This window comes from Halomonas urumqiensis (genome assembly GCF_003028575.1).
Classification (GTDB): domain Bacteria; phylum Pseudomonadota; class Gammaproteobacteria; order Pseudomonadales; family Halomonadaceae; genus Halomonas; species Halomonas urumqiensis.
In genome coordinates this window covers 383,149-396,843 of record NZ_PYUD01000002.1, presented here as the reverse complement: position 1 = coordinate 396,843, position 13,695 = coordinate 383,149, and the positions used below count along the sequence as shown (strand labels likewise).

8 protein-coding genes are annotated in these 13,695 nt (G+C 64.9%); all 8 read left to right on the top strand.

Annotation, left to right across the window (positions count from 1 at the left end; translation table 11 throughout):
* Positions 1-213 precede the first annotated feature (213 nt).
* The 8 genes from C6V82_RS09050 to pelG all read left to right on the top strand — a co-directional run bounded on the left by C6V82_RS09050 (position 214) and on the right by pelG (position 13,693).
* Complete coding sequence (locus C6V82_RS09050; protein WP_102587639.1) at positions 214-1,167, top strand: NAD-dependent epimerase/dehydratase family protein; 954 nt, start codon at positions 214-216, stop codon at positions 1,165-1,167.
* An 83-nt stretch (positions 1,168-1,250) separates the two neighbouring features.
* Positions 1,251-4,055 (top strand): bifunctional glycoside hydrolase/polysaccharide deacetylase family protein, encoded by a 2,805-nt coding sequence (locus C6V82_RS09045; protein ID WP_102587638.1) that lies wholly within the window; start codon positions 1,251-1,253, stop codon positions 4,053-4,055.
* Positions 4,045-7,773 carry a tetratricopeptide repeat protein gene (locus tag C6V82_RS09040; RefSeq protein ID WP_180978253.1) on the top strand — a complete coding sequence of 1,243 codons (3,729 nt, stop codon included), beginning with the start codon at positions 4,045-4,047 and terminating at the stop codon, positions 7,771-7,773. Before C6V82_RS09045 ends, C6V82_RS09040 begins: the two co-directional genes overlap by 11 nt.
* 15 nt (positions 7,774-7,788) lie before the next feature.
* Positions 7,789-8,328 carry a hypothetical protein gene (locus tag C6V82_RS09035; RefSeq protein WP_102587636.1) on the top strand — a complete coding sequence of 180 codons (540 nt, stop codon included), beginning with the start codon at positions 7,789-7,791 and terminating at the stop codon, positions 8,326-8,328.
* A gap of 39 nt (positions 8,329-8,367) precedes the next feature.
* Entirely contained in the window at positions 8,368-9,741 is a 1,374-nt protein-coding gene (locus tag C6V82_RS09030; protein WP_102587635.1) for a PelD GGDEF domain-containing protein, read from the top strand.
* Positions 9,728-10,750: a tetratricopeptide repeat protein gene (locus C6V82_RS09025; protein WP_102587634.1), complete on the top strand. Its 1,023-nt coding sequence runs from the start codon at positions 9,728-9,730 to the stop codon at positions 10,748-10,750. Before C6V82_RS09030 ends, C6V82_RS09025 begins: the two co-directional genes overlap by 14 nt.
* Positions 10,747-12,330, top strand: a complete 1,584-nt coding sequence (gene pelF, locus C6V82_RS09020) for a GT4 family glycosyltransferase PelF (protein WP_102587633.1) — start codon at positions 10,747-10,749, stop codon at positions 12,328-12,330. The genes C6V82_RS09025 and pelF overlap by 4 nt, the downstream gene beginning before the upstream one ends.
* Positions 12,302-13,693, top strand: a complete 1,392-nt coding sequence (pelG, locus tag C6V82_RS09015; protein ID WP_102587632.1) for an exopolysaccharide Pel transporter PelG — start codon at positions 12,302-12,304, stop codon at positions 13,691-13,693. Before pelF ends, pelG begins: the two co-directional genes overlap by 29 nt.
* Positions 13,694-13,695: the final 2 nt, after the last annotated feature.

Sequence of the window (13,695 nt, the reverse complement as noted above, 5' to 3'; positions counted from 1 at the left end):
GGCGATCCCTCGAGCCGGCCCCGCCTCCCTTCATTGATGAGACTTCTGATTAGTCATCCCTGAGTAATATGCGTCCCGTCATCAGCCAGTATCAGGCGGACGGTGAAGCGAGTTCCCCTTAAGCTTTGTAAGAGTTAGTCACAAAACGTTACCAAGCACACGGAAAGTCACGAGCAGGTGGTCGCAGAGCCTCCGCTCGATAGGGGAACGATCATGGTCAATATCATCAGGCAAGTCCTGGTCACGGGTGGCGCGGGTTTCATCGGCTCCCACAGCGTTGAGCTATTGCTTGCCCAGGGGTTCCGGGTTCGCGTGCTGGACAACCTCTCCAGCGGGAGCCTCGACAACCTTCCCAATCACGACCGGCTGGAGGTCATCAAGGGAGACATTCGTGATGCCGAGTGTGTGAGATCCGCCATCCAGGGCATGAGCCACTGCCTGCACCTTGCCGCCCAAGTCTCTGTCAGCCGTTCGGTTGAAGACCCGGTGGCGTCGGCCGAGCAGAACATCATTGGCGCGGTGACCGTGATGCAGGCCGCCGCCGAGGCGGGCATCACCCGCCTCGTCTATGCGTCATCCGCCGCCGTCTACGGCATTCCGACGCAATTGCCGATCTTCGAAAAATCCTCCGCCGCCCCGCTGTCACCCTATGGCCTGGAGAAATGGGTCGACGAGCGATATGCCACGCTGTTCGAGAGCATTCATGGACTCTCGAGCCTCGGCCTGCGCTACTTCAATGTCTATGGACCTCGCCAGGACCCGCACTCTCCCTATGCCGGGGTGATCGCGCGTTTCCTCGACTGCCTGCTCGACCACCGCTCACCGACACTGTTTGGTGACGGCCGCCAGACACGTGATTTCGTCTATGTCGGCGACGTGGCAAGAGCCAACCTCGCTGCACTGCTCGGTCATCAACAAGGGGTATGCAACGTGGCCACCGGGCAGCGTATCGACTTGCTGGAGCTGCTCGACCTGCTCGCCGACCTCACTGACTGCCACCTGCACGTTAGCCAGCAACCGCCACGCAGCGAGGATATTCGTGATTCCTGGGGCGACACCCAGCGGCTATCGGCCTGGCTTGGCATCACGCCTGACTGGACGCTCAAGGAGGGCCTTGCCGCACTGGTTGCCGAGGCTCGACGACGTCGCCACCTGGCCAGCGCCTGAAGTCCGGCCCGTTTTCTGCGCGTCTTGAGACGCTCAACCCTTTGACGTTCGTCCCTATTGACCTTCGACCCCAGGAGGCTTCCATGATCAGGTGGCTAGAAGTCGGCGCATTGTGCTTTTTAGTCCTGCTGTCCTGCACCACGGCAGTGGCCCGGGAGGGCACGAGGCCAAGTGTCGCGTTTTATTACGGCAATGAGGCACCGGTCGAACTGCTCGACCAGTTCGACTGGATCGTCGTCGAGGCGGCAAACCTCCAGGCAGGGCAACGCCAGGCCCTGGAGCGTCACGGCGGCCAAGCCTTTGCCTATGTCAGCGTCGGCGAACTGGACCCCTGGCGCCCCTATCCCGAAGGGCTGCCCGAGTCAGTGCTGGTCGATCACAACCCCGATTGGGACAGCCGCATCGCCGATCTCACCCGCCCCGAATGGCAGCGCTACCTCGTTGAACAGCGCATCTCGCCCTTGTGGGAGGCAGGTTACCGTGCGCTGTTCCTCGACACCCTGGACAGCTACCAGCGCTTCGCCCCAGAGGGTGACGAGGCAGCGGCACAGCAACGTGCGCTGGTGGCATTGATCGGCGATATCCAGCAGCGTTTCCCCGGCATGAAGCTGCTGCTCAATCGCGGTTTCGAGGTACTCGATCAAGTACATGGCCAGATCGTCGGGGTCGCTGCCGAGTCGCTTCACCATCGTTGGCATCCCTCTAGCGGGATCTACGGGCCGGTGGACGCCGCCGACCGGCAATGGTTGGGCGACCAACTGGCCAGGGCCCGAGATCAGTATGGCCTTCCCGCCATCGCCATCGACTACGTGCCTGCCGCCGATCGCGAACTGGCCAGGGATATCGCCCGGCGCATCGCCGATGACGGCTTCATCCCCTGGGTCAGCGTGCCAATGCTCGACCAGGTCGGCGTCGGGCTCATCGAGCCGATACCGCGTCGCGTGCTGGTGCTCTACGACAAGTCCGAAACCGAGGCCGGGGAGCTCGCCTACGGCAATGCCCATCGCTACCTGGCCATGCCGCTGGAGTACCTTGGCTATGGTGCTGAATACCTGGATGCCAACGGCCCGCTGCCCAGCGATGTACTGCATGGGCGCTACGCGGGCGTGGTCAGCTGGTTCAGCGCCCCACTGGCCAATGCGCCAGCGTATTCCGACTGGTTGCTCGGCCAACTCGAGAACGGCCTCAAGGCGGTGATCCTTGGCGACCCCGGCGTGACGCTGTCCAGCCCCCTGGGTGAGTTCATGGGGCTGCGAAGTGTCTCGCTGCCCGATCAGCGCAATCTCGAGATCGTTGCCCATGACGCGCTGATGGGGTTCGAGGGCATGCCCGACCGGTCGGGTTTCTTTGAAGGCGGATACGCGCCAACACGCGCCGGCTTGACCACGCACCTGACACTGCGCGATGCAAAAGGTACCGAATTCAACCCGGTGATCACCGGCCCCTGGGGGGGGATCGCCACCGCGCCCTGGATACTTCAGCAGGCCACCGAATTCCAGCTGCGCTGGATTCTCGACCCGTTTGCGTTCCTCGAGCGTTCTCTAGACCTGCCGGTGGTACCGGTGCCGGACCCCACCACCGAGAATGGTGCCCGCTACTGGATCACCCAGATCGATGGTGATGCCTTTGTCAGCCAAGGGGACTTCCCCGGCGCCCCCTATACAGGCGAGGTGATGCTCGACGAGATCCTCTCGCGCTACCGGGTGCCGACCACCGTCTCGATCATCGAGGGCGAGATTGGCCCCACGGGGCTCTATCCCCACTTGCGTTCCCGCCTCGAACCCCTGGCACGGCGTATCTTCTCGCTGCCCTGGGTCGAGGTGGCCACCCATACCTACAGCCACCCCTTCGAATGGGAAAACCTGGTAGATGGCGACCTGGCGGGCCAGGGGCAGACCCGCGCGGGGTTCAACTACAACCTGCCGCTGCCGAATTACCGCTTTTCCCTGGAACGCGAGATTGCCGGCTCCACCGACTATATCAACCGCCACCTGGCCCCCCCCGGCAAGCCAGTGAAGGTGGTGCTGTGGACCGGCAACGCCCTGCCACCCGAGGAGGCCCTGGCGATCAGTGAGCGGCTTGGGCTGCGCAACTTGAATGGTGGCAACACCAGCATCACCAGAAGCTTTCCCTCGCTGACCCGTGTCTCGTCGATGCTGCGACCCCAGGGCGCCTACCTGCAGGTCTATGCCCCGCAGATCAACGAGAACGTCTACACCAACGACATGCTCGGCCCGCTTTGGGGCTACCGACGCGCGGTGGAAACCTACCAGCTCACCGACCAGCCCAGGCGTCTCAAGCCGATCGATATCTATTACCACTTCTACTCGGCGGCAAGCCCCGCCGCGCTCAATGCGCTCAAGCAGGTCTACGACTACGTGCTGACCCAGGAGACCCTGCCGCTCTATACCAGTACCTGGAGCGATATTGCGACCCAGTGGTACGACCTGGGCGTCGCCAGGCGACTCGATGGCGGGTGGCAAATCCGAGGCGCCACCCAGACCCGTACGCTGCGCCTGCCAAGCGAGCTCGGCTGGCCCGATTTGAGCCGTTCACAAGACGTGGCGGGGGTCAGGGAAATTCCTGCCGGACGCTATGTCGCGCTCAGCGGGCAAGGCGATGCGCTCATCTACCTGACGCCACGCCCACCAGCAACGCCACACCTGGCCATGGCCAACGGTCGCATCACCGAGTGGCAGGCACACTCCCCGCGTCTGCTCTCGATGCGCCTAGCCGCCGAGGATATCCCGCTGAAGGTCGAACTCGCCGCCGTTGCCGGCTGCCGCGTCGACGCCCCCGGTGCCCGTCAGGAGCGCCGTGGCGATGCGCTGGTCCTCCACTACTCCGACGCCCAATCCGGGCGTATCGAGGTGTCCTGTGGCCAATGATCCTCGCCTTCCCCCGAACGCCTCGCCCGGTCACCTGATTCGCCCACTGACGCTGCGCATCCTGGGTATCGTGCTGGTGGTGATTCTCATCGGGATGTTTCCCGCGCGTGAGCTGCTCAGGCTTGAAGCTCAGGACAACGCACTGGACCGCATGGCGATCCTCTACGGTTGGGCGTTGCTCAAGGCAAGTCCCGAGAACCTCGAACTGAGGACCTCGCTCGCCCGGCGGCTGATGCAAGTCGGTGATTTCCAGGCCGCGCGTGAACTATTCGTCAGCCTGGAGGGCAACGATGACATCGAGCTGCAATGGCTGCTGCTCGAGTTGGACATGCTCGAGCATGCCGCGCTCGAGCCGACCGACCCGTCGCGGTCTGTGGCAGCGCAACATTTGGCCGCTCGGCTAGCTAACCTCGAGAATCATCCGGCGCTTGGCAACGAGCGTCTGGCCCGCATCGCCGACCAATGGTTGGCCATGGGCCATCCCGGGCGGGCCGCCGGCTGTTTCGAGCACCTCGCCGAGCGGGACCCAGAACAGCGCTACCGCTGGCTGACCCGTGCCGGCACCTGGTGGCTGAAGGCCGGTGACCCGCAACGCTCCGCCGCCGCCTGGCATCGTGCCTGGCAACTGGCCGACGACGACAAGCCTCCACTCGGCTGGCTGGGCTGGGTGATCCCCGCCGCCCATGCCCAGTCGGAGCTGCCCGCCCTGGGCTCGGATACCCCACCACGCCGCGAGGCCGCCATCGAGGCCCTGTTGGCCGCCGAGCAGAGCAGTACGGACATTGGCGTCGAGTATGCCCGCGAGTATCTATCCTTCTACCCGGACGACCCGCAACTGCTCGATATCGGCATTCGCCTGGCCCTGGCCCATGGTCAGCCAGAGCAGGCGCTCGAATGGTCACGGCGCTATCTGGACGGGCAACCCGACAACATCGCTGCCCTGGAGCGCCATGTCGCCATTGCCCTGGGGCTCAACCGTGCCGAGCTGGCCATCGACAGCCTGACGCATCTACGCGAGCTGCAACCGCAACGGCTCGACCACCTGGAAGGCCTTGCCAGGGCCCAGATATGGGCCGGCCAGCCGCAGCGAGCACTCACCAACCTGGATGCCCTGGCCCGCGCCAGCGGCCAGTCCAGCCATGACCGTGAGGTGGTGACCCTGGCGATTAGCCTTCACCAGCGCCCCATGGCACTGGCCGCGCTCGGCCGACTGGAGAGCCGCGGCGACATCACCCTGGAAGAGCGCCGGATGCTGGTCGACCTGCTGGAATATCAAGGCGACCCCGATGCCGCGATTGCCCGCATACAAGGCTGGCAGGCCAGTGGCATCAACGACCCTGCGCTAGCACGGCGGCGGGCATTATGGCTTGAACAGGCGGGGCGCGAAGCCGAGGCCGAACAGGCCTGGCAAGCGTTGGCCAATCAACCCGGCACGCGGCAGGAGGCGGTCCAGGCCAGGGGCCGCTTGCTCGCCCAGCGCTGGGAGCTGGACGCCGCACTGGCCGTGCTTGCCACCAGTGAACCCACGACCGGCGCTTCGCTGACCAACGACTACTGGCGCCAACGCGCCGAACTGGCCTGGCTTGCCGGGGATGCCGCCGCCAGCAGCCAGGCCTATCGCATGGTCAACGAGCAGGGCGAACTCGACGATAATAGTGCCTCACGGCTGATCCAGGCCGCCGCCGACAGCGGCGACCTGGAGCTCGCCATGGCAGTCACCCGGCAGCGCTGGGCCAATGAGCGTGATACCGACGCCCTTGTCCAGATGTTCTTCCTGGCTCAGCGGGAGCGTCGGCCCGACCTCGCGCGCGCCCTGCTGGCACTTGCCGATGAGGCGCCGGAACGGGTCGCGAACTCTCCGGACTACTGGGGGGCTCTGGGCGGACAGGCCCTTCAGGACCACCGCCCCGCCACGGCACGTGCGGCCTATGAGCGAGCCCTCGCCCTGGATGGCGACAACCCCAGTCTGCGTGCCGGCATGCTGTTCGCCCTGGCGGCGGGTGGAGATCGGGCCGCACTGCGCCAACGGCTTGTTGAATGGCAGTCTCAGGCACGTGGGGATAGCGACATGACGCTGGCCATGGCCGAGGGCCACCGCCAGCTGGGTGAGCTGGATCGTGCGCTGCGCTGGATGCGAATGGCCGATCGGGCGGGAACCCGGGACCCCTGGCGCGCACTGGATCATGCCGACCTGCTGAGCCTGGCCGGCCAGCGTAATGCGGCCTTCGAGATGCGCCGCCGCGCCCTTGCCGACCTGCTGCCGACACTCGCCCGCACCCTCGAGGCACCGGCCCCGTTGAGCGTCGAGGCCCGTCGCGAGCAGGTCCGAGCGATGACGGCCGCGACCACGCTGAGCGGGCCCGACAGCGCTCTGGGCTGGTATCGCGCGCTGGCGGTGGATGCCTTCGCCGAGACACCGCCAAGCGCCGAGGACAGTGACTGGCTGTTCGATGCCCATCAAGCCCTGCAGCAGCCTGCCCATGCCCGCTATCTGTTGCTTCGCGCACGCGACCAGGGGCATGAAAGCCCGACCTGGCAGACCCTCACGGTGGCACTGGACAGCAACGACAAGGCCACGCTGCGCCGCTTGCTCGAGGCCGAGGACGCCGCGCTGTCGGGGGCCGACCGCCTCGCGGTGCTGCGCCAGCTCGACCGCCGCGAAGAGGCCATGGCGCTGGCGCAGGAACTCAATCAGGGAGGCCACGATCACCGCCGCGATATCGTCGAACTGGCCAATCAACTGCCTCACCGTGCGCTCGTCGAGGGCCGCTACCGGGAGCTTGGGGAACTTAGCGAGACCAGCCAGGCACTTGCCTACGAGCGTGCTGGAGAGCGTTGGTGGGGGCGCCTGGACCTGATCAGGCATGACCTGGATGTGGACGGCCTGGCCGTGGACGCCAGCGGGCTCACGGAGGAGCGCGACGTCGAGCTGACCTTGGGTTGGAAAGGACCGGGGTGGAACGGGCCGCGCAACGATACTCGTCTGACCGTCGGCATGGTCGACAGCGACGCCGATAGCCGTTGGAAGATGGCCCTGCAGCATCGCTGGCAGGCCACCGCCCGGCTCGCCGGCACCGCCGAGGTGGCCCTGGGGCAGACATCCGACGCCAGTGACCTGATGCGTTTGCTCGGACAGGAAGACAGTGCCGCACTCGGGCTGGAATGGCAGCCCACCGCACGGGACACCCTTAGCCTGGATGCCCGTCACCTGATCTACCGCAGTCGCGAGGAGCGCGAGCGGCTCGGCGATGGTTATCGCCTGGAAAGCGAATGGCGCCACGCGTTGATCAAGGGTGCCACCCGTCGGCTCGACCTTCGCCTGTTGGCCAATCACCAGCGCAATGACCTGAAAGACACGCTGCCCGCCGATAGCCTGCTGCGTCTGCCCACCAACGGCCTCGGCGAGGATGACCTGCTGGCCGACCGCTCGACCTTCATCGGCGCGGGCATCAGCCTGTCACGTGGCGAGCCCGGCGCCGCCTACCCCGACGTCGCCTCGCCAAGGCTGAGCCTCGACCTGGAGACCGGCTACCGCCTGCCCGACCGGGATATTGGCTTCAATGCCGGACTCGCAGTGGGTACGCGCCTGTTCGGCAACGATGAATTGAGCCTGCGGCTCGAACTGGACCAGGGCACCGGTGCCAATGGTGACACCCAACTGGGTGCCGTTTTGACCTACCAGCTGTTCCTGGGCCGCCCCTCAGCGACCCACCCCTAGCAAGGAGAAACTCCCATGACATGCCAACGACTGCATCTTCGCAACCTGATGGTCATCACCGGTCTACTGTGGCTCCTGGGGGGCTGCGCTGTTACCGATGTCCATCGCGGCTCGGCACTCGACGCCAGCGCAAGCTGGGCGATGCTGCCGGTCGCCAACCATTCCGAAACCCCCATGGCCGGGCAGCGCGCGGAAGCTGGCCTGACCACCCTGCTCCATCAGCGTGGCATCAGCTCGCTTGCCATGGCCCCACGCGCCACGCCCACCGGGCTGCTTGACCTGCATGGCGACCGTGACCTGCAAGATGCGCTGAGCTGGGCACAGCAACAAGGCATTCGTTACGGCATCACCGGCTCGGTGGATGAGTGGCACTACAAGACCGGACTCGATGGAGAACCCGCCGTGGGCGTCAGCTTGCGCGTCCTCGACGTCAACAATGGCGAAGTGCTGTGGAGCGCCAGTGGTGCACGAAGCGGCTGGGGCTTCAGCACCACCAGTGGCGTTGCCCAGAAACTGATGGGCGACCTGGTCGGCGAACTACCGCTGAATCGCTGAATGGGTGAATGGGTGAATGGGTGAAAAAGGAACGGTGACATGACAATGGCCACACGCATAGACGACATTCCTGTCGAACCTCCGCCTCGATGGTTGCGGGTCATCGAGACGCTGGTCCTGAGCCTGGGGTTACCCGCCGTGGGCTGGCTCATTTCTCCGGATGACCCCTTGTTGCTGGACATGGGCCTGCCCTGGCTACTGGTGGCGGCACCCTTGCTGGTCGGCATCCGCTACGGTTTCGCCTTCGGTTTCAGCAGTGCCTTGATCAGCCTGGCGCTGATAGGAGTCGAAGCGTGGTGGCATACCGGCCAACCGCTGCCACACCATGACCACGCGCTGATACATGGTGTGGCGGTGGTGCTGACCGGTATGCTCGCCGGTGAAATGGCCGATACCTGGCAACGCCGACTCCGCCAGTTGGCGGCCATCAACCACGGGCAGCGCATCCGCCTGGATGAATTCGTGCGCCATTACCATCTCCTGCGCGTTTCCCATGACCAACTGGCCGAACGCCTGGCGGCCAACCCCTTCACCCTGCGCGATGCCCTGCACCAGCTGGCCTTGCAGTTCCGTCACCTGGCCCGTGACAGCGCCGATAACCCACTGGACAGGCATGGCAACGAACTGCTCACGTTCCTGGCCCACCATGCGCGCATTCAACAGGCGGTGTTGATTCGCCTGGATAGCCGCCATCGTCCGTGTGCGGATGGCATGCACACCTTCGGCGGTCGCATGGCGTTGGATCTCGATGACGCCATGATCCGCGCCTGCCTGAAGGAGCGACAGATGATCTGCCAGCGCGCCACCATGGATCACAACCTGCCCTCGGGAGGCTCGTTGCTTGCCGTGGTGCCACTGATCGACGTGCACGGCGACATTCATGCGCTGGTGGCGATCAGCGAAATGCCCTTCATCGACTTCCAGCGGGGCCAACTGCACCTGTTGGCGGTACTCGGTGCACTGCTGGGTGACCTGCTGCTGGACGCGCAACGTGGACTTCAGCATCCGGCCCGCGCCGCCATGGCCCCCAGCCTGGCACGCTGGGTGAATCAGGCCCGGCGCAACCGGTTGAGCTCTCTGCTGGTGACGCTGACGCTGCCAAGACCACTGGCGCAGGCCCATGGGGTCGAGATCGTCGACCTGGCGCTCGACCAGTTACGCGCCCTGGATCAGGGCTGGGTGACACGCTCGGACAGCGATGAGATGCGACTGCATATCCTGATGCCGTTGGCCGATGCCCGGGCCGCCACCCCGTATGCCGAACGACTCTGGCACTGCCTGGAAACGCGGCTTGGGATGGATATCCGCCAGCAAGGGGCCAGACTCGAGCATCGTGAGATCGACGGCAAGGACTCGACACGCGCCCTGTTGGCCGAACTCGAACCGAAGGCACGCCGCCATGCCATGGCCTGAAACCGCCCAGCCGACACCCAGCCTCGCCGCTGCGCTCTGCTGGCTGCTCGCCGGGCTTATCCTGGAAGGGCTTGCCGTGTTTCACCTGCTGGTCACGCCGGAGCTCTGGGCATGGCGCAGCCTGCCGTTGCACCTGATGGCCGCCCCACTCTTGACCGCCGGCCTGTGGCAGGGCATTCCCGTCGCGTCCCGGCGGCCAGCGGCCGGGTTGCTGCTGTTTTTGATGATGATGGTGATCTGGCTTCCGGTGGTCGCCCCGCTAGGGCTTGCCCTCAGCCTGCTGCCGGGCCTGCGCCGGAGCGGTCAGAGAGGCGAGCGCCAATGGCAGCCCCTGGCCATGCCCGACCTGCCGTTTCGCGCGGTGGCCCTGCCCGATGTCGAGGACCCCGCGATTCGCGAGGGGCTTGCAAGCGTGCTGTCCAGCAGCCATGACCACCGGCGGCGTCAGCAGGCCGTGCTGGCCTGCCGGCACCTGCCGCGCCGTCAGGCCATCCCCATCCTGCGCCAGGGGCTGGCGGACAGTGCCGATGACGTGCGCCTGCTGGCCTATTCGATGCTCAGCGGTATCGAGCGCGATCTGGATGGGCGGGTCCAGGCCCTGGTCGCCGATATCGAGCGACAAGGCGACCCGGACGGCAACCGAGCAGAAGCCCTGGCCGCGCTCTATAGCGAGTACGGCTATCTGCAGCTTGCCCAGGGCGGCACCCTGCGCTATCTGCTCGAACAGGCGACCCTGCGTATCGACCAGGCCCTGGCGGCACGCGAGACGGCCCACCGCTGGCTGATGCTCGGCCGCCTGTGCATCGCCCTGAAGCACTATCCGGAGGCGGAAGCCGCCTTCATGGAGTGCGAGACCCTGGGGATGCACGATGATGACCTGGCGCCTTATCGCGCCGAACTTGCCTTCACCCAACGCCGCTTCAACGACGTACATCGTCAGCTGGCGCGGCTCAGTTCCGCGGCGGCCTCCCACCCGACGCTTCATCCACTGGTGAGCTACTGGCAATGACTGAACCTTGGCCGACACTTGGCCGGCGCGATCCGCCCGCCGACATTATCCTGCTGCTGGAAGGCACCTATCCCATGGTGAGAGGTGGCGTCTCCGGCTGGGTCGATCAACTGATTCGCGGCCTGCCGACCCTACGCTTCGCCGTGGTGTTCCTGGGCGGTCGCCGCCAGGACTACCAGGGCATCCTGTTCGATCGTCCCGCCAACCTCGTTCACCTGCAGTGCCACTACCTGATGGAGGACCTGCCCGCACCCGACAGCGTCAAGCAATGCCGCGGCAATCCGGCCGCCTTCGCCACCAGCCGACGGCTGCATGAGACCTTTCAAGACGAGGGGGCGGATATCGACATGGCGCTTTGTGAAGTGGCGCGCCTGATCGGACAGCGTGGTGGCATCCGCCAGGAGGAGTTTCTGTTCAGCCAGGAGGCCTGGCAGGAAATCGTGGCGCGCTACCACAGGGATTTCACCGAGCCCTCGTTCATCGACTATTTCTGGTCGGTGCGCAATATGCACGCTCCGCTTTTCTTGCTCGCCCGTACCGCCCGGCAGCTGCCTCGCGGGCGCTGCCTGTATGCCATTTCGACCGGCTATGCAGGGTTTCTCGGCGCCCTGGCTCACCACGTCACAGGCTTGCCACTGCTGGTCACCGAGCATGGCATCTACACCAAGGAACGCCAGATCGATCTGATCGAAGCCAAGTGGATTCGCTCGCCACGCGAAACCCTCGCCCATGGTTTCCAGACCGATACCGGCTACCTGCGCAACATGTGGATTCGCTTCTTCCAGGGGCTTGGCCGCATGACCTATGCGGCATCGCAGTTCACCACCACGCTCTACGGTGGCAACCAGGCGCGCCAGATCAAGGATGGCGCACGCCCCGACACCGCCCGGGTGATCCCCAATGGCATCCAGGTCGAACGCTTCCGTCCCTTGCGCGAGGCGACCGCCGCCAACACCCGGCCAATCGTGGTACTGCTGGGGCGAGTCACGCCGATCAAGGACATCAAGACCTTCATTCGCGCCATTCACCAGTTGCTGGGCCATCACCCCGATGCCGAAGGCTGGGTGGTCGGGCCGGCCAGCGAAGACCCTACCTATGCCCAGGAGTGTCAGGATCTGGCCATCCAGCTGGGGCTGGGCGAACACCTGCGTTTTCTCGGCTTCCAGCGCACCGAAACGATCCTCGCCCAGGCACGCCTCGTGGTGCTGACCTCGATCAGCGAGGCCCAGCCTCTGGTGCTGCTCGAAGCCATGGCCGCAGGCTTGCCGGTCGTCAGCAGCGATGTCGGTGCCTGCCGGGAGATGATCCTGGGCACGACGCCTGACAGCGCCCCGGCCGGACGCGTCGTGCCGATCGCCAACCCCAGCGCCACTGCCAATGCCATGGCGGAACTCCTCGAGGATTCCCACGCCTGGCAGTCGGCGCGCGCGTCAGGCATCCAGAGGGTCGAGGCCGACTACACGGAAGCCCTGATGCTGTCGCGCTATCTCGCCCTCTTTGATGAAACCATCGAGATGACCACAAGCAGACCTGACAAGGGAGCCAACGACCATGGCCGGAATCGGATTCGAACTGCGTAGGCTGTTGCAACAGGACAGCTACCTCGGGCTACTTCGTGCCTATGGCTACGCAGGCATCATCGGTTCTGGTCCCTGGGTGCTGTCGATCCTCGCGGTGATGGCGCTCGGTATCATCTCGGCGACTACCAGCCAGGTCGAGACGCCATGGGTGACCCCGTTCCTGGTCTCGGTCACCTGGCTGGTGGCGGCCTCGTTGATCATGACCGGCACGGTGCAGCTGTTGTTCACTCGCTTCGTGGCCGACCGTCTGTTCGAGAAGCGCGCCGACCGTGTGCTACCCAATCTCATCGGCTTACTGAGCGTAGTGACCATGGTCGCCGCGCTGGTCGGGTTGGCTATCGTCCTTCTGGCATTCAACGACACCGGCCTGATCTACCGGCTGGAAATGCTCTGCGCCTTCATCCTGCTCTGCAACATCTGGTGCGTCACGGTATTCGTTGCCGGCATCAAGGCCTACCATCAGGTACTCGGCGCCTTCGCCCTGGGCTACGGCGCTACCCTGGGAATCGGCCTTGTGCTTCGCGGCCATGGGCTCGAAGGGCTGCTCGCAGGATTCGTGATCGGCCAGAGCCTACTACTGTTCAGCCTGCTCTACATGGTGGTGCGTGACTATCCAAGCCGCTGCCTGTGGGCCTTCGAGCTGCACCGGGTGGAACGCCGCTACCTGGCACTGGTACTGATCGGGCTTTTCTACAACCTGGGCATCTGGGCCGACAAGCTGGTGTTCTGGTTCAACCCGGACACCTCGGAAGCGGTCATTGGCCCGCTACGTGCCTCACCGATCCATGACCTCCCGCTGTTTCTCGCCTACTTGTCGATCGTACCGGGCATGGCGGTATTCTTGATGCGCATGGAAACCGACTTCGCGGAGCGCTGCAGCGCCTACTATGACGCCGTGCGCGAGGGCGACACCCTGGAGCACATCGAAGCGTTGCGTCGCGAGATGGTGGCGAGCGTGAGGCGTGGCATCTACGACATCTTCAAGATCCAGGGCATCACCGTGATGACCCTATGGCTGTTGGGCGCCTGGTTGATCGAGAGCCTGGGGTTCTCGGCCTGGTACCTGCCGCTGTTCAACGTCTTCCTGGTGGCCGTGGGGATTCAGGTGCTGTTCATGGCGATTCTCAACGTGCTGTTCTACCTGGATCGCCTATGGCAAGCGCTGTGGCTGTGCCTGCTGTTCGTGACAGCCAACTTCGCGCTGACGTTGATCAGCCAACAACTGGGGCCGGCGTTCTATGGCTATGGCTATGCGCTATCGTTGCTGGGGGCCGCACTTGCCGGCCTGGCACTGCTCGATCACGAATTCCAGCGCCTGACCTACCAGACCTTCATGCTGCAGCCATCGGTCAGGAACAAATAAGG